Origin of the sequence: Streptomyces sp. NPDC001513 (assembly GCF_042894695.1) — a bacterium.
Lineage (GTDB): Bacteria > Actinomycetota > Actinomycetes > Streptomycetales > Streptomycetaceae > Streptomyces.
In genome coordinates this window covers 712,973-729,599 of sequence record NZ_JBIAVU010000001.1, presented here as the reverse complement: position 1 = coordinate 729,599, position 16,627 = coordinate 712,973, and the positions used below count along the sequence as shown (strand labels likewise).

At 72.3% G+C, this 16,627-nt stretch carries 15 protein-coding genes; 11 read left to right on the top strand and 4 right to left on the bottom strand.

Annotated features, from left to right (window positions below; all coding sequences use genetic code 11):
- Nucleotides 1-53 precede the first annotated feature (53 nt).
- From ACFYZ4_RS03320 to ACFYZ4_RS03300, 5 genes are read left to right on the top strand one after another with little or no spacing between them, the layout of a single operon-like run.
- Nucleotides 54-1,715, top strand: a complete 1,662-nt coding sequence (locus ACFYZ4_RS03320) for an ABC transporter substrate-binding protein (RefSeq protein ID WP_351292502.1) — start codon at nucleotides 54-56, stop codon at nucleotides 1,713-1,715.
- On the top strand, nucleotides 1,712-2,671 hold the full coding sequence (locus ACFYZ4_RS03315; protein WP_351292500.1) for an ABC transporter permease: 960 nt from the start codon (nucleotides 1,712-1,714) through the stop codon (nucleotides 2,669-2,671). The genes ACFYZ4_RS03320 and ACFYZ4_RS03315 overlap by 4 nt, the downstream gene beginning before the upstream one ends.
- Nucleotides 2,668-3,522 carry an ABC transporter permease gene (locus tag ACFYZ4_RS03310; protein WP_351292498.1) on the top strand — a complete coding sequence of 285 codons (855 nt, stop codon included), beginning with the start codon at nucleotides 2,668-2,670 and terminating at the stop codon, nucleotides 3,520-3,522. The genes ACFYZ4_RS03315 and ACFYZ4_RS03310 overlap by 4 nt, the downstream gene beginning before the upstream one ends.
- Entirely contained in the window at nucleotides 3,519-4,541 is a 1,023-nt protein-coding gene (locus tag ACFYZ4_RS03305) for an ABC transporter ATP-binding protein (protein WP_351292496.1), read from the top strand. Before ACFYZ4_RS03310 ends, ACFYZ4_RS03305 begins: the two co-directional genes overlap by 4 nt.
- Nucleotides 4,534-5,331, top strand: coding sequence for an ABC transporter ATP-binding protein (locus ACFYZ4_RS03300; protein ID WP_390782848.1), 798 nt, complete (start codon nucleotides 4,534-4,536; stop codon nucleotides 5,329-5,331). The genes ACFYZ4_RS03305 and ACFYZ4_RS03300 overlap by 8 nt, the downstream gene beginning before the upstream one ends.
- 34 nt (nucleotides 5,332-5,365) lie before the next feature.
- On the opposite strand, the gene ACFYZ4_RS03295 is transcribed toward ACFYZ4_RS03300, so the two are convergent.
- Nucleotides 5,366-5,998: a TetR/AcrR family transcriptional regulator gene (locus ACFYZ4_RS03295; RefSeq protein ID WP_390782847.1), complete on the bottom strand. Its 633-nt coding sequence runs from the start codon at nucleotides 5,996-5,998 to the stop codon at nucleotides 5,366-5,368.
- 157 nt (nucleotides 5,999-6,155) lie between these two features.
- On the opposite strand from ACFYZ4_RS03295, the gene ACFYZ4_RS03290 reads away from it, so the two are divergent.
- Together ACFYZ4_RS03290 and ACFYZ4_RS03285 are read left to right on the top strand one after the other, a co-directional pair.
- The gene (locus ACFYZ4_RS03290) at nucleotides 6,156-7,310 is read left to right on the top strand and encodes an agmatine/peptidylarginine deiminase (RefSeq protein ID WP_390782846.1); all 1,155 of its coding nucleotides are present in this window, start codon (nucleotides 6,156-6,158) and stop codon (nucleotides 7,308-7,310) included.
- Nucleotides 7,311-7,537: 227 nt separating this feature from the next.
- A complete protein-coding gene (locus ACFYZ4_RS03285; RefSeq protein ID WP_384346151.1) occupies nucleotides 7,538-9,568 on the top strand; it encodes a SpoIIE family protein phosphatase in 2,031 nt (676 codons plus the stop codon).
- Here ACFYZ4_RS03285 and ACFYZ4_RS03280 read toward each other — a convergent pair.
- Nucleotides 9,555-11,054, bottom strand: a complete 1,500-nt coding sequence (locus ACFYZ4_RS03280; RefSeq protein WP_390782845.1) for a carboxylesterase/lipase family protein — start codon at nucleotides 11,052-11,054, stop codon at nucleotides 9,555-9,557. The genes ACFYZ4_RS03285 and ACFYZ4_RS03280 overlap by 14 nt on opposite strands.
- A gap of 34 nt (nucleotides 11,055-11,088) precedes the next feature.
- A complete protein-coding gene (locus ACFYZ4_RS03275) occupies nucleotides 11,089-11,283 on the bottom strand; it encodes a hypothetical protein (RefSeq protein ID WP_390782844.1) in 195 nt (64 codons plus the stop codon).
- A gap of 348 nt (nucleotides 11,284-11,631) precedes the next feature.
- Between ACFYZ4_RS03275 and ACFYZ4_RS03270 the strand changes: the two genes are divergently transcribed.
- Nucleotides 11,632-12,384: a class I SAM-dependent methyltransferase gene (locus ACFYZ4_RS03270; protein ID WP_390782843.1), complete on the top strand. Its 753-nt coding sequence runs from the start codon at nucleotides 11,632-11,634 to the stop codon at nucleotides 12,382-12,384.
- A gap of 15 nt (nucleotides 12,385-12,399) precedes the next feature.
- On the opposite strand, the gene ACFYZ4_RS03265 is transcribed toward ACFYZ4_RS03270, so the two are convergent.
- The gene (locus tag ACFYZ4_RS03265; protein ID WP_390782916.1) at nucleotides 12,400-12,789 is read right to left on the bottom strand and encodes a DUF6461 domain-containing protein; all 390 of its coding nucleotides are present in this window, start codon (nucleotides 12,787-12,789) and stop codon (nucleotides 12,400-12,402) included.
- A gap of 397 nt (nucleotides 12,790-13,186) precedes the next feature.
- Here ACFYZ4_RS03265 and ACFYZ4_RS03260 point away from each other — a divergent pair, with 397 nt between their 5' ends.
- The 3 genes from ACFYZ4_RS03260 (at nucleotide 13,187) to ACFYZ4_RS03250 (ending at nucleotide 16,617) form a co-directional block, all read left to right on the top strand.
- A complete protein-coding gene (locus tag ACFYZ4_RS03260) occupies nucleotides 13,187-13,426 on the top strand; it encodes a hypothetical protein (protein ID WP_351292478.1) in 240 nt (79 codons plus the stop codon).
- Between the two features lie 99 nt (nucleotides 13,427-13,525).
- Nucleotides 13,526-14,332, top strand: coding sequence for an HlyD family efflux transporter periplasmic adaptor subunit (locus tag ACFYZ4_RS03255; protein ID WP_390782842.1), 807 nt, complete (start codon nucleotides 13,526-13,528; stop codon nucleotides 14,330-14,332).
- A complete protein-coding gene (locus ACFYZ4_RS03250; RefSeq protein ID WP_390782841.1) occupies nucleotides 14,329-16,617 on the top strand; it encodes an NHLP family bacteriocin export ABC transporter peptidase/permease/ATPase subunit in 2,289 nt (762 codons plus the stop codon). Before ACFYZ4_RS03255 ends, ACFYZ4_RS03250 begins: the two co-directional genes overlap by 4 nt.
- Nucleotides 16,618-16,627: the final 10 nt, after the last annotated feature.

Here is a 16,627-nt window from a genome sequence, read left to right as displayed (position 1 = left end):
CGGCGGTCCGCTCGCTCCTCCCCCGCCCCCCTCACGGAAAAGAGAGCGCGACGATGACCACCTCCCCACCCCGCACGGCAAGACGTCCCCACCGTCGCCGCCGCAACGCGGTCCTCACCAGTGCCGTCCTGACCGCCCTCGCCCTGCTCGCGGCCTGTGCCGGCCCGCCCAAGGGCGACGCGGGCGACGTCACCGACGTCCACCTCTCCGCCGCCACGCCCCCGGCCCGCGGCGAGATCGACTCCTTCAGCTGGGCCGTCTACGCCGAACCGCCGACCCTCGACTACACGGTGGCGTTCGACTACCCGCAGAACACCATCCTGTCCAACGTGTGCGAGAGCCTGATGCGCTGGACCCCGGCGCTCACCACCGAACCCGGGCTCGCCCAGAAGGCCTCCAACCCCGACCCCACCACCTGGGTCTACGACCTGCGCCCCGGCGTGCGCTTCCACGACGGCAAGGAGATGACCGCCGACGACGTGGTCTTCAGCCTCGGCCGGCAGATGAACCCCGACAACGCCGCCGCCTGGGCCCAGGTCTTCCAGAACGTCTCCGCCGTCACCAAGAGCGGCCCGCTCCAGGTCACCGTCAAGCTCAAGAAGCCCGACTCCCAGTTCCCGCAGTACATGGCGACCGCGGCCGGCGTGGTGGCCTCCAAGGCCGGCGTCGAGGCGGCCGGCGAGGACTACGGCACCGCCGGCGGGCTCGCCTGCACCGGCCCCTTCGAACTCGGCACGTGGAACAAGGGCCAGTCGATCGAACTCAACCGCTTCGACGGCTACTGGGGCACCAAGGCCAAGTCGAAGAAGGCCGTCTTCCGCGTACTGACCGACCCCTCCGCCCGCACCAACGCCATGCTCAGCGGCGAGGTCGACGGGGGCTACCTGATCCCCACCGAGAGCTACGCCCGCCTGCGCGCCGGCGGCACGGGCACCCTCTACTTCGGCGAGGGCCTGAGCACGGTCAACGTCAACGTCACCAACATGGAGGGCCCCCTCGGCGACGTCCGCGTCCGCCGGGCCCTGTCCCTGGCGCTCGACCGCACCGGATTCGTCAAGGCCGGACTCGGGGGCGCGGGCACCGTCACCAACTCCCTCACCACCAGGGCCGCGTGGGCCGCCGCCCCCGAGCGCACCCTGAAGACGGCCTTCGACAGCCTCCCGCCCTCCGGCCAGGACCTCGCGAAGGCCAAGGCCCTGATCCAGGAGGCCGGGGCCACCGGCAAGACCCTGACCATGGCCACCAGTTCCATAGGCCAGGACGTCTCCCTCCTCGCCACCGCCGTCCAGGCGGCCGGCACACAGATCGGCCTGGACGTCCGGCTGAAGACCATCGCCCCCAACGCCTTCACCGCACTGTTCACCGACCCCAAGGCGCGCGAGGGCATCGACATGTTCCCGCTCACCTACTACGACTCGATCACCGACCCGCTCGACCTCCTGGCGAACTTCAAGACCGGCGCCTACATGAACTTCGCCGGCTACAGCGACCCCCAGTACGACCAGCTCGTCGACCAGGCCACCGCCCTCTACCCGGTCGATCAGCGGATGGAGATCGAGGCGAAACTCCAGCACCAGGCCTCCGAGCAGCTGCTGTGGATCCCCGTGGCGGAGTGGCCGACCGCGCTGTTCCTGGGCAAGCGGGTCACGGGAGCGCCCACCACGATCTCGTACATGTACTACCCGTGGGCCGCCGACGTGGGGGCCGCACAGTGAGCTTCGTCCGCTTCGCCGTACGACGGGTGGCGGAAATGGCCGCCACCCTCCTCACCGCCTCGTTCGTGGTCTTCGGCGCCATGTACCTGGCGCCGGGCAGCCCGGCGAGCTTCCTGCTCGCCGGCCGGTCGGCCTCCCCGGAGGCCCTGGCCTCGATCAACGCCCAGTACCACCTGGACGACCCCTTCCTCACCCGCTACCTCCGCTGGCTCGGGGACGTGCTCCAGGGGGACTTCGGGCGCTCGATCACCTACCGCACCGATGTCTCGCGGCTCCTGGCGGACCGGCTCCCCGTGACCCTGCTGCTGATCACCATGGCTCTCGTCGTGGTCGTGGCGGTCGGCCTGCTGCTCGGCCGGACCGCCGCCGTCCGGGGCGGGGCCACCGATTCCGCCATCCTGGTCACGACCACCTTCGCCGTCGGCACCCCGTCCTTCGTCGCGGCCGTCCTCCTCCAGGGCCTGTTCGCCGTCCAGCTGGGGTGGTTCCCCAGCAGCGGCGCCGGCGAGGGCTTCGCGGACATGCTCTGGCACCTCGCGCTCCCCGCGGTCGCCCTCGCGCTCTACCTGATCGGCATGCTCGCCCGTGTCACCCGCTCCGCGATGCTCGAAGCCCTCGACAGCGAGCACGTCACCGTCGCCCGCAGCCGCGGAGTCCCGGAGCGCCAGGTCATCCGCCGCCACGTCTTCCGCAACTCCCTCGGGACCGTCCTGACCACCGGCGGACTGATCGTCTCCACCCTCCTCGTGTGCACCATCCTGGTCGAGACCGCCTTCAGCATCGGCGGCATCGGCCAGCTCCTCGAACTGTCCACCACCACCAAGGACTTCCCGACCGTCCAGGCGATCTCCCTGATCATCGTCGCCCTCTTCATGATCGTGAACCTGTTCGTGGACCTGCTGCTGCCCCTGGTCGACCCCCGGGTCACCCTCGGAACGAGGGGAGCCGCCGCGTGAGCGCCGTACTCGTCCGCCGGCCCGGCCTCTCCCGGATCCGTGCCACCGGCTCCCCGCTCCACCTCCTCTGCCTGGGGCTCGTCGCCCTCGTCGTCCTCGCCGCGCTGCTCGCCCCCTGGGTGGTACCGCAGGACCCCAACGCCGTCGACCTGGGCAACGCCCTCGCCGGACCCTCCGCCGCGCACCCGCTCGGCGTGGACGCCGCCGGCCGTGACACGCTCTCCCGGCTGCTGCTGGGCGCGCGGACCTCGCTCCTCGGCCCGCTGGGCGTCGTCGCCTTCTCCACCGTGGCGGGCATCGCCATCGGCATGGCCGCCGCCTGGCGCGGCGGCTGGCTCGACTCCGTCCTGTCCCGCAGCACGGAACTGGTCTTCGCCTTCCCCGGCATGCTGCTGGCCATCCTGATCATCTCCGTCTACGGCGAGGGCCTGCTCGCCCCCGTCATCGCGCTGGCCGTCGCCTACCTGCCCTACGTCAGCCGCCTCACCCGCTCCCTCGTGCTCGCCGAGCGCACCCGCCCGTACGTCAGCGCCTACCAGGTCCAGGGCCACTCGGCCGTGCAGATCTGCCTGCGCCACGTCCTGCCCAACATCGCCCCCGTCGTCCTCGCCCAGTCCACCATCAACTTCGGCTACGCCCTGATGGACCTCGCCGGGCTGTCGTTCCTCGGGCTCGGCGTTCCGGCGCTCACCCCCGACTGGGGCCGCATGGTCTTCGACGGGCAGACCGCCATCCAGCACGGCTACCCGCTGTCCGCGATCCTTCCCTGCCTCTTCATCGTGCTGACCGTCGTCGCGTTCAACGTGGTGGGCGAGCGGTGGGCCGACCGCGTAGCCAGGAGGACCCCATGAACCCCACGCGACAGGCGCCCCCGGCGCAACCGGGGCGCCCGGCCCACACGCTCGACATCCAAGGGCTGAGGATCACCCTCCCCGGCACCGCCCGTCCCGTCCTCGACGGCGTCGACCTCGCCGTCGCCGCCGGCGAGACCGTCGCCCTCGTCGGCGAGTCCGGATCCGGCAAGACCCTCACCTCCCGCAGCGCCCTGCGGCTGCTGCCACCCGGCGCGGTCGTCGAAGGCACCGTCCTGGTCGAGGGCCACGACGTGCTGGCCATGGACACCGGCCGCCTGCGCGACGTACGGGCCGGCACGGTCGCCATGGTCTTCCAGGACCCGCGCGCCGCCGTCAACCCCCTGCGCCGCATCGGCGACTTCCTCACCGAGAGCGTCACCCTCACCGGGGCCATGAACCGGACCGAGGCCACCGCCCGTGCGGTCGAACTCCTCCGGGCCGTGGGCCTGGACGAATCCGTCCTGCGCAAGTACCCCGGCCAGGTCTCCGGCGGCATGCTCCAGCGCGTCGTGATCGCGGCGGCCCTGATGGGGGACCCCGCTCTCCTGCTGGCCGACGAGCCCACCACGGCCCTGGACGTCAGCAGCCAGGCCGAGGTCATCGCCCTCCTGGCCACGCTGCGCGAACGCTTCGGCACCGGGCTGCTGTTCGTCACCCACGACCTCGACCTCGCCGCCGCCATCAGCGACCGCGTCTACGTCATGTACGCCGGCCGGATCGCGGAATCCGGGCCCGCCGAGGTCCTCTTCGCCCGCCCCCGGCACCCGTACACGGCGGCCCTCCTCGCCTCCACCCCACGGATGGAGGGCCCGCGCGGCAGGCTCGCCGCCATCGAGGGCCAGCCCCCGGACCTGCGGGAACCACTGCACGGCTGCGCCTTCGCGGCCCGCTGCCCGCTCGCCACGGAGGTCTGCGACCAGCGCGCCCCACTGCCCTCCGCGGCCCCGGGCCGGCCGGACCACCAGGCGGCCTGCCACCACAGCGACCTGCTCGAAGGGAGCGTCGTCGATGCCTGAGAACGTACTGGAGGTCAAAGGGCTGAGCCGCTCCTTCGGAGCCGTCCGCGCGGTGGACGACGTGTCCTTCGCCCTCCCCGAGGGCGGATCGCTGGGCATCGTCGGCGAGTCCGGCTCCGGCAAGACGACCACCGCCCGCATCATCGTCGGCCTGGAGCGCGCCGACGGGGGAGAGGTCCTGGTCCGCGGCCGGTCCCGGACCGGGCACACCCGCGGCCGGGCCGCGCGTCTCGCCCGCGCCCGTGAGATCCAGATGGTCTTCCAGGACCCGTACCTCTCCCTCGATCCGCGCACCAGCGTCGAAGCGGCCCTGCGGGAGACCCTGACCCTGCACTTCCCCGGCCGCGACCACGCGCGGCGCGTACGCGAACTGCTCGACCAGGTGGGCCTGGGCACCCGCGCCGCCGACGCCCTGCCGCGCCGCCTGTCCGGCGGGCAGCGCCAGCGGGTCGCCATCGCCCGGGCGCTCGCCGTGGAACCGGCCGTACTCGTCCTCGACGAGGCCGTCGCCGCGCTCGACGTCTCCGTACAGGCGCAGATCCTCAACCTGCTGGCCGATGTCAGGGAACAGACCGGGATCGCCTTCCTGTTCATCACCCACGACCTCGGGGTGGTGCGGTGCGTGACCGACGAGATCGTCGTGATGCGGCACGGGGCCGTGGCCGAACAGGGCGGCACGCAGGAGGTGCTCGCCGCGCCCGGGCATCCGTACACCCGGCTGCTGTTGGAGTCCGTGCCCCGCCCGGGGTGGGATCCGGCGGCCATCGCCGCGGCCCGGCGGGCACTGTAGCGGGCGTACGGGAGCGGGCGCTCCGGGGCCCGGATCAGGCGCCGGCGGCGAGCGTACGGATCAGGGTGCGCAGCACCGGCCCGGAGTCGACCTCGGAGCCCAGTGACTCCGCCGCGGCCAGGCCGTCCACGGCGGCGGCCACCGCTTCGCCCAGCAGGCGCGGGTCGATTTCACCGCCCCGTTCCTCCGCCAGGACCTGGAACAGGGTGACGAAACAGCCGCGCCAGCGCCGGTACTCCGCCTCCAGGCACTCCCGGACCCGGGCGTCGTTCAGGGCGTGCCAGTGCAACGCAGAGTGGAGGTGGGAGAGTTCCGCGCCCTCGGGCCGGCCCAGCAGCTCGACCACGCGCTCGGCCCGTTCGGCGAACGACCCGGGAGCGGCGGCCGCCTCCTCCAGGGGGTGGATCCACTCGGGGCGGATGTCCTCGACGACCGCCAGCACGAGGTCGGTCCGGTCCTGGAAGTGGTAGTGGCACATTCCGTGCGAAACGCCGGACAGGGCCGCCACGTTGCGCGTGGTGAACCGTTCGCTCATCCCGCCCGCCAGCAGGGTCCGCGCGGCGGTGATCAGCCGTGCCCGGGTCTGCTCGCCCTTGGCCGAGGCCCGGGGCCGCCCGGTGCGGGCAGGGGCGGCGGGCGGGTTCGGGTTCTTCGCGGAAGCGGCCATGGCGTCACTCTAACGAGCCTGCGCGTCGCCACCTGCGGCTTTCCGTGATCCACCGGAATGACCCCGTCCAAACTATTGACCGAGCGCTTGGCCAGTTTTAGCTTTCCGGTCAACCCCGCAGTCGGCGCGGGAAGTTGACCCTCCTAGGGAGCCCCTCATGAACGATCACGCAGTGAACCCGCCCGGTGCGGGCCTGGACCGGCGCAAGTTCCTGGCAGCGGCGGGACTCACCGCCGCGGCCGCCGCCCTCGCGGCCACCGAGGGACGGGCACGGGCCGAGGTCCGCCCGGCCGCCGCCGCGGCGGGCACCTTCCGGGTGCCGATCGAGGACGTCCGCCACACGCGCACCTGGATGGCCTGGCCGGACTCCACCTCCATCTGGGGCAACACCCTCAGCGGGGTCCAGGCCGACATCGCGCTCATCGCCCGCACCATCGCCAAGTACGAGCCGGTCTACATCTGCGCCAACTCCGGCAGCGCCGCCAAGGCCCGTTCCCTGTGCGGCTCCACCGTCACCGTCGTCACCACCATCCCCGTCGACGACTGCTGGATGCGCGACACCGGACCCGTCTTCCGCACGGACGGGGCCGGCGGCATGGACGCGGTCGGCCTGAACTTCAACGGCTGGGGCAAGAAGCAGGCCCACTCCAAGGACACCCTGGTCGCCGGCCGGATCGCCGCCTACCTCGGCGTCCCCTTCACCGCCGCCGGCCTGGTGGGCGAGGGCGGCGCGGTCGAACAGGACGGCGCGGGCACCCTGATGGCCACCCGCAGCAGCCTGGTGAACCGCAACCGCAACCCCAACATGTCGCAGAGCCAGATCGAGGCCGCGCTGCGCACCGCCTACGGCGCCTCCAAGGTGATCTGGTTCGACGGCGTGGTCGGCCAGGACATCACCGACGACCACGTCGACGCGACCTCCCGGTTCCTCGCCCCCGGGAAGGCCCTGGTCCAGATGCCGCTGGCCTCGGACAACGACGTCTACGCCAAGGACGCGCGCCAGCAGTTCCAGATCCTGTCCGCAGCGACGACCGCGGGCGGCACCCGGATGACCGTCGAGAAGCTCCAGGGCCCCGACTACGACAAGATCCGCTCCACCAACCGGGACTTCCTCGCGTCCTACGCCAACTACTACGTGTGCAACGGCGCCGTCATCAGCGGTCAGTTCGGCGACACCCAGGCCGACGCCGCCGCGCGCGCCACGCTGACCCGCCTGTTCCCCGGCCGCGTCGTGGAACGGCTCAACATCGACCGCCTCGGCGCCGGTGGCGGCGGCATCCACTGCGTCACCCAGCAGCAGCCGGTGCCGTAACCGCCCGGCGGCAGGCCGGCGGCCGCGCACCCGCGCGTCCACCGGTCTGCCGCCGCCCCCCGACCGCCGAGGGAGCGGAGATCTCGCGCGACGGTGACGGTCGGCACGGCCCGTGAGCCCGCTGCGGGTCGCCGGGTCCGTCCCCGGGGTCGATACTGAAGGTTGCGGTGCGTGGAGGCGACATGCGTGAACCGGAGCATCGTGGCCCGAGGACGGCCTCGGTGCCCGTGACCGAGACGGCAGCGGTCGTACTGGACGACGCGGGAGTGGTCGTCGCCCGTTCGGAGTGGGCTGCGAAGCTGCTCGACTGCCCGCCGGGTCAGACCTGTGCCCCCCTGCTGGGGATGCTGCCGCGCGCCGGGGCGGAGGCGGGACCGGCCCGGCGCCTGGTGACCCTTCCCGCAGGCGAGCACATCGGCACGAAGGTGCCTCTGGTCTGCACGGTCGTCCGGCTCGCGGCCCGCGCACCCGGCGATCGCGACGCCGAAGCACAGTGGCTCGTCCTGGTCACCCCGGCGGAGACCGCGGTGGACGCGGCCGAGCCCGACTCGGAGCGACGTAGGAAGCGGCTGTCCCACACCGCCGCCACGAGCATCGGGGCCTCCCTGGACGTCACGGACATGGCCCAGGTCCTCGTGAACCTGCTCGTCCCCGACTTCGCGGACTTCGCGACCGTGGACCTCGCCGAGCCGGTGCTGGTCGGCGACGAACCGCTGCGGCTCGACACCAGCGGTGAGGTCCGCCTGCGCCGGACCGCCGCCGCGCAGAGCCCGGGGGTCTCCGCGGAGGACCTCCTCCCGGTCGGCGAGGCGCTCCCTCCCGTACCGGACACCGAGGTGATGCGCCCGCTCATGGCGGGACGGCCCGTGCTCGTGTCCGACGTCGACGTACTGCGCGCCGCGCTCGGCGTGGACACCGAGACCCTGCGCCTGTTCGTCCCGAGCGGGGCGCACTCCACCGTCGCGGTGCCCCTGTACGCACGCGGTCTGATCCTCGGCTGCGTCACGGTCTGGCGCAGCCAGCTGCCCTCCGCCTTCGGCGAGGAGGACGCGGTCCTCCTCCAGGACGTCGCCTCCAGAGCCGCACTCGGCGTGGACAACGCGCGCCGCTACACGAAGGAACACCGGTCGGTGGTGGCCCTGCAGCGAAGCCTGCTCCCGCAGTCCGTCCTGAACACGGCGGCCGCGGACACGGCCGGGATCTACCAGCCGGCGGGCGGCGGCGCCGGGGTCGGTGGGGACTGGTTCGACGTCATCCCCCTGCCCTCGCTGCGCGTGGCGTTCGTCGTCGGGGACGTCGTCGGCCACGGACTCGAGGCCACCGCGGCCATGGCCCGGCTGCGGACCGCGGTGCAGACCCTGGCCGACCTCGACCTGGATCCCGGCGAACTGCTCACGCACCTGGACGACCTGGTGCTCGGATTCTCCAACGAGCAGATGACCGGCGAAGCCCGCACGGAACCCGCGGTGCTCGGAGCGACGTGCCTGTACGCCGTCTACGACCCGGTCACGAGCCGCTGCCTCGCCGCCACCGCGGGACATCCCCCGCCGGCCGTGCTGCCCCCGGGGGAGGAGCCGCACTTCCTGGACATGGTGCCGGGACCGCCGCTCGGCGTCGGCGGAATGCCCTTCGAGGTCACGGAGTTCGGCGTACGGCCCGACAGCACACTGGCGTTCTTCACCGACGGACTCGTGCGCCGCCGCGGCGGCGACATCGAGGAAGGGATGGAGAGACTGCGGAGCTCGCTCGTCGGCGCCGGATCGAGCCGGCCCCTGGGGGACGTCAGCCAGAGCGTGTTCGACAAGGTGCTGCACCACGAGCCCTCCGACGACGTCGCCCTGCTGCTCGCCCGCACCCACTCCCTCCCCTCCGACCGGGTCGCCGAGTGGGAGTTCGAAGCAGACCTTTCCCTCGTCGCGCACGCCCGCGAACTGGTGGGGGGCCGGCTGTCCGGCTGGCAGCTGGACGAACTGAGCTTCGTGACCGAGCTCGTCGTCAGCGAGCTCGTCACGAACGCGATCCGCTACGCGGGCGGCCCGGTCGGGCTCCGGCTGATCCGCGACCGGGTACTCGTCTGCGAGGTGTCCGACCCCAGCAGCACGCAGCCGCGCCTGCGCCGTGCACGGGAGACGGACGAGGGCGGACGCGGCCTGTTCCTCGTCGCCCAGCTCACCGACCGCTGGGGCTGCCGGTTCACCGGCACCGGGAAGACGATCTGGACGGAGCAGCCCATCGGCGGGCCCCTCAGTACGGCGTGAGACGGGAAACGGCCGTGGTGACGGTGTCGAAGCGCATGGTGGTGCGGGACCGCTCGTCGTACCGGTCCCAGCGCGGCATCGCCGGGTGGTTGGGGTCCCCGGTACGGACGAACGAGATCCAGGCCCGGTGCACGGTCCTGGCCAGGCCGTCCCTGATCCTGGTGTCCATGCCCGCCAGGAACGGCGCGTGCGCCCACGCGTCGAAGTTGTCGAACACGAAGGGCAGGTCCAGGCAGTGCGGGGCACCCAGCCGGCCTTCGTACGCGGGCGTGGGGAAGGCGAACTCGTACGCCCAGACCGGGCGGCCCCGTGCCGCCCGCGCCTGCGCGAACGCCAGCGTGGGCTTCCTGAACAGCTCGTCGGTGCTCAGGTCGACGAGGACGTCGACGGGCCGCGCCCCCGGGCGGGCGGCCTCGTACGCCGCGTAGGCATCGGCCGCGCCGTCGCCGAAGGTGGCCCGTGCCCGGCGCAGCACCTGCTCCCTGGTGGCCGACGCGTACATCTCGCCGAGCGCGAAGCTGAAGCTCGACTCCTCCGCAGTCCAGCCGATGAGGACGTCGATGTCGGCGCCGGGACCGTCGAGCAGGTTCTCGACGGGTTGCCGCGGGGCCGTCGAGCCGTCCAGGACCGGCATGAACGGCACGGTCCAGTGCCCCCATTCCGCGGTGTTCCCGAGGAGTCCGGCGGTGGCCTCGACCAGCAACGGCCAGGGTGTGGTGCGCAGTTCGTCCATGTCCTTCGCGCCGGTGATCCCGAGAAAGGCTGAGGTGCGGGCGAGGGACGCGGCGGGTGTGGCGAGCGGCATCCCGAGCGGGACGCTCTGGAGGACGGCGCGCCGGAAGGGACGGCCGTCGCCCACGTGGCCCGCGAGCGCCGCGGTGGAGAGGGCGCCGGCGGACTGGCCGGCGACGGTGACGTTGTCGGGGTCTCCGCCGAACGCGGCGATGTTGTCGTGGACCCAGCGCAGTGCGGCGAGCTGGTCGGTGAGCCAGAGGTTGCCGTGCTCGGCGCCGTCGTCCGACTCGAAGTAGAGCAGGCCGAGCGGTCCGAGCCGGTAGTTGAGGTTCACCACCACCAGGTCGCCGTCGCGTGCGAAGGTCTCGCCCGAGTAGGTGGGCATCGCGCCGGACCCGGAGAGGAAGGCGCCGCCGTGGATCCAGACCAGGACAGGCCGGCGCGCGTCGTCCGCGCCGGGCGTCCACACGTTGAGGGTCAGGCAGTCCTCGTCGAAGGGCGGGAGGCCGTGGCTGCCGAGTACGGGGTCGCCCGCACGGACGGCCTGCGGCGCACTCGGACCGTACGCCGAGGCGTCAAGAACCCCGGACCACCCCGGATGCGGCTGAGCGGGGAGCCATCGGAGGGACCCGACGGGCGGTGCGGCGTAGGGCACGCCCCTGAACACGGCGAGGCCCCCTTCGACGACGCCCCGGATCCGGCCCGAGCCGGTGGTGACGACGGGCGCGGTGCCGTCCTGAGAAAGACCCATCTGGTGTTTCCTTCCGTTGAATGGGGGGCTGCTTTCACGTGGAGAGCCTGAGGACCGCGTCCAGCAGGCAGGCCCCGCCGAACATCAGGTCGGAGATCCGGGCGTGCTCGTCCGGCGCGTGGATGAGCCGCATGGCGTCCGCGTCACTCGCGGAGGGAAAGAACCCGACCACCTTCGTCTCGGGGAAGGCACGGGCGTCGGTGGCGGCCGGGTTGATGTACGGAACCACGCGCGCACCCGGTTCGTGGGCCGCGACCCGTCCCGCGGACAGCAGCGTCGGGGTGGCGGTGCTGTGCAGGCCGGTGACGCTCCCGGGAGAGGTGGCGCGCGACGGCGATCTCGTGGCCCGGCGGGTTCGAGGCGTCCAGGCGGATCAGCGCCGAGAGGTGGCCGACGAGGTGCCGTTCCTGTTCGGTCCAGGAGAACGGCAGCGGCATCGGCTCGGGTGTGGTGCACATGTGCGCTCCGGGCTGCTGAAAAAACGCGGACAGACTGCTGTTACACGTGTAACCATCTCTGGTGGTCCTGTGTAGCACCCCGCCGCGCTCCCGCGCCAGCCCACCCGGAGGTTCACCTCATGGCCCACGACTACGAGACGCACGTCGCGGAAGCCCGACGGGCCGCCCTGACGGGCTGGGACTTCGGCTGGCTGACGGGCCGCACGGCCGGCGAGGGCCCCTCCTGGGACTACGCGGAGCGCGCCCGCGCCCTGCTCCCGCGCGCCCGTCGGCTGCTGGACATCGACACCGGCGGCGGCGAGTTCCTCGCCTCGCTCGCCCCGCTCCCGCCCGGGGTCGTGGCCGTGGCCACCGAGAACTGGCAGCCGAACCTCCCCCTGGCCCGGCAGCGGCTCGCCCCGCTGGGCGTGGAGGTCCACCGGACATCGGGGCTCAACCTGCCCCCCGGACCCTTCGACCTGATCCTCAACCGGCACGGGCTGCTGGACGCGGCCGGCATCCGCGCCGCCCTCGCGCCGGGCGGCCGCCTCCTCACCCAGCAGGTGGGCAGCCGCAACCAGCTCGCACTGAACGAAGCCGTCGGCATCCCCGCACCGGCGGATCCCGACGGGTGGACCCTGGACCTGGCCGTACGGGCCCTGGAGGCCGCGGGCCTGCGCGTGACCGCGGCGCGCGAGGAGATGAGCCCCTACACCTTCCACGACATCGGAGCCGTGATCTTCCAACTGCGCGCCATCCCCTGGCAGTTCCCCGGCTTCACCCCGTCCGCACACGAGCCCGCGCTCCGCCGACTCGACCGGCACATCAGGCGAACGGGCGGATTCACGGCGCACGACCACCGGTTCCTGATCGAAGCGCGAGCGCGAGACTGAACGCCCCGGCGCGCTTCACACGGCAGTGAACGCGAGGGCCGGAAGGGCTTGGCCCGCCAGGGAGGCCCGTGGCAGTTCGACGCCGAAGTGCTGCTCCACCAGTTTCAGGAGGAGCACTTCGGAGCTCTCCTCGGCGGTCCCCTCCGGAACACCGGCCGCCACCAACCCTGCGGCCACGAGACCGGACGCGAGCTGCCCTGGGGACTCGTCCACGACATCCTGGGCGTCCGAAGGTTCGAAGTACGCCACGACCTCTCCGTCCACGGCGTGCAGGAACCACACGGGCGGCATGCCGCTGTTGAGCACCGCGATGCACTCGGTTCCCACCGATACCCGGCGCGCCGCCGCGGCTTCCACACCCTCGGCGCTCCACTGCTCCAGCGAGAACGCCCAGCCCCCCCGCAGTGCACACCAGGCGTGACGGGTCGGTCACCCCGCGCGCCTTCCGGAAACCTGCACATCGTGTTCGCGATCGCTTCCGCCGACCTCCTCCGCTTCACGATGTGGGGGATTCGCCCCCGCCGTTTGGTGGGGCTTGTCCTGTTTGGTTCTGTGTAAGCAGTGGGCGGGCCATATCTGTTACTCGATCCTGTGAAGAAGCCGTCACCATTCGGTGAATCAAGCTGCACGACAGGCGTCGGAGGTGATCATCCGCGCGTGAGGGGGGCGTCAACGGGATTGGCTGGCCAGCCCGTTCGCGTGCTTTCATCTTGCGCATTGCGGCAGTCGGAAAAGGCGGTCGAGTTTCGCTCGCCCAGCCGCCGCATCTGTGAATTCCTCCCCCCAATGAAAGGTGCGCGTCATGCGTAACGACATCGAGACCCGCGAGATCGCCGACACCGAGCTGGACGCCGTCTCCGGCGGCATCATCAGCGTCTCCGGCGGCCTGGCCGGCGCCGTGACCAGCGATGTCAGCGGCGTCGTGGGCGTCGTCGGTTCCCTCCACACCGTCCAGGCCGCGCAGGGCATCGTGTCCCACGTCCCCGGTCTCGTCACGGGCCTCACCGGCGTTTCGGTGAACACCGGGCGCGCCGGTCTCTGATCCGGATATCCCCATGAACCCCGGAGCGTCCCCCACGGCTCCGGGGTTCCTGGCTGCCCGCGCGCCCGATCGATGCGAATGCAGTGGAAGGAATGATCCGTGCAGTTTCGCCAAAAGGCTCTTTCCAAGCTGCAATCGCCCGAAGAACTGGATTTGCCCGTCCGGTTCGCGCGCCCGCAGGGGCGCCTCGTCCTGGCCGTCACGGTCGTCGTCATGGCCGCCGCCGGCTTCTGGGCCTTCACGGGCACCGTCGCCTCCAAGCTGAGCGCACCCGGCATCCTCACCCGGGCCGAGGGCAGTTACGTACTGCAGACCCCGGTCGCCGGACAGGTGACCGGAGTCCTCGCCGAGGAGGGCCAGCTGCTGGACGCCGGCGCGCCCCTGCTCAACGTCCGTACGGAACAGGGGGAACGCCCCGTGCGCGTGGTGACCGCCGGCCGGCTGACGACACTGGTGGCCAAGGTCGGCTCGGTCGTCGCCACGGGTGCGGACGTGGCGACCGTGGAACGCGTGAAGAATCCGGAGGACCCGCTGGTGGCCGTTCTGTACGTGCCGGGCGGCGACGGCTCGGCGATCCCCGTGGGCGCCGCGGTCGACCTGAGCGTCCAGTCCGTCCCGCAGCAGCGGTTCGGCACGCTGCGCGGCCGCGTCCAGGCGGTCGGCCGCGCCCCCCAGACACAGGCGCAGATCGGCGGCTTCCTCGGCGACAGCGGGCTCGCCGAACAGTTCGCCGGCCACGGCAATCCGGTCGCCGTACTCGTACGGCTCGAACGCTCGCCCTCCACCAAGTCCGGCTACCGCTGGTCCTCCGCGGACGGGCCCCCGTACGCCCTCGACTCGCGGACGCCGCTCACCGGCGCCGTCCACCTCGCCGCCCGGCGCCCCGTCGACTGGCTGCTGCCATGACCGCGCCGCGGACCGGGACGCCGCCGCAGGCGCCACAGCTCCCTCCCCCCGGGCGCCGCCGCCGGCGCCCCGAACCCAAGGGCGGCACCCGCCGCAGGGCCGCACGCGTCCCCGAGGCCCCCAGGGGCAGGACGCCCCGCCCCGTACGCACCCCCACCGTGCTGCAGATGGAGGCGGTGGAGTGCGGAGCCGCCGCCCTCGCCATGGTCCTCGGCCACTACCGCCGCTTCGTCCCCCTCGAAGAGCTCCGCATCGCCTGCGGCGTCTCCCGCGACGGCTCCCGCGCCAGCAACCTCCTCAAGGCCGCCCGCGGTTACGGGCTGACGGCCAAGGGCATGCAGATGGACCTGGCCGCGCTCGCCGCGGTGCGGGCCCCGGCCGTCCTCTTCTGGGAGTTCAACCACTACGTGGTCTACGACGGCACGGGCCGCCGGTACGGCCGCCGTGGCGTGTACGTCAACGACCCCGGCAAGGGCCGCCGGTTCGTCCCCATGGACGAGTTCGACACCAGCTTCACCGGTGTCGTCCTCACCTTCGAGCCCGGCGAGGGCTTCCGCCGCGGCGGCCGCAAGCCGGGTGTCCTGGGCGCCATGCCGGCCCGCCTGCGCGGCACTTCGGGCACCATGGCCGCCGCCGTGATCTCCAGCCTGCTCCTGGTCGCGGTCGGGGCGTCGGTGCCGGCGCTCAGCCGCACGTACATCGACATGTTCCTCATCGGGCAGCAGACGTCCCTGCTGGGGGTGCTGTTCGTCGCGATGGCCGTCGCCCTCGTGCTCACCGCGACGCTCACCGGGCTGCAACAGGCCAATCTGCTGCGCGGGCGCATCATCTCCTCCACCCTCGGCAGTGCCCGCTTCTTCCGGCACCTGCTCCGGCTCCCGGTCACCTTCTACTCCCAGCGCAACCCGGCCGACCTGGTCCAGCGCCTGCAGTCCAACGACGCGGTCGCCGAGACCCTCGCCCGGGACCTGGCCGCCGCGGGCGTGGACGGCGTGGTGGTCGTGCTCTACGCGGTGCTGCTGTGGACCTACGATCCGCAGCTCACCCTCGTCGGCGTGGCCGTGGCGCTGCTCAACGTCCTGGCGATGCGCATCGTGATCGGGCTGAGGGCCACCGGTACCCGGAAACTGCGCGCTGAGAGCGCCCGGCTCACCAACACCTCCTACAGCGGTCTCCAGCTCATCGAGACCATGAAGGCCACGGGCGCCGAGAACGGCTTCTTCCGTCGCTGGGCCGGACAGCACGCCGTCACCCTCGACGTGCAGCAGCGGCTCGGCGTGCCCAGCGCGTGGCTGGCGATCGTCGCGCCCACGCTGGCGGCCTTCAACAGCGCGCTGATCCTGATGATCGGCGGCCTGCGGGCGGTCGAGGGTCACCTCACCGTGGGCCTGCTCGTCGCCTTCCAGGCCCTGGTGACCAGCTTCACCGCGCCGATCTCCCGGCTGGGCGGCGTCGCCGGCCGGATCCAGGACTTCGCGGCCGACGTCGCCCGGCTCAAGGACGTCGAGAACTTCCCCGTCGCGCCGGTCCACGCGCGGCGCGAGCCCGCCGGCGGCACCCGCCGCCTCAAGGGCCATGTGGAACTGGACCACGTCACCTTCGGCTACAGCCCGCTGGACGCCCCGCTGCTCAAGGACTTCTCGCTCTCGGTCGGCCCGGGGCAGCAGGTCGCGCTCGTCGGCGGCTCCGGCAGCGGCAAGTCCACCGTCTCCCGGCTGATCTCCGGCCTCTACACCCCCTGGGAGGGGGCCGTCCGCATCGACGGGATGCGGCTCGCGGACATCCCGCGCGGCGCGCTGGCCGCTTCCGTCTCCTTCGTCGACCAGGACGTCTTCCTCTTCGAGGGGACCGTCCGCGACAACGTCACCCTGTGGGACCCCTCCATCCCCGACGAGGCCGTCATCGCCGCCCTCGAGGACGCCGCCGTGCACGACGTGGTCTCCCGCCGCCCCGGCGGCATCCACAGCCGCGTCGAGCAGGACGGCCGCAACTTCTCCGGCGGCCAGCGCCAACGGCTGGAGATCGCCCGGGCGCTGGTGCGCCGCCCCAGCGTCATGGTCCTCGACGAGGTGACCAGCGCCCTGGACGCGGTGACCGAACAGGTCATCATCGACAACCTGCGCCGTCGCGGCTGCGCCTGCGTGGTCATCGCGCACCGGCTGAGCACCGTGCGCGACAGCGACGAGATCGTCGTACTCGACCGGGGCACGGTCGTGGAACGAGGGCGCCACGAACGGCTGCTCGCCGCCCGGGGCCCGTACGCCGCATTGGTCAAGGAGCACTGAGGTGACGCAG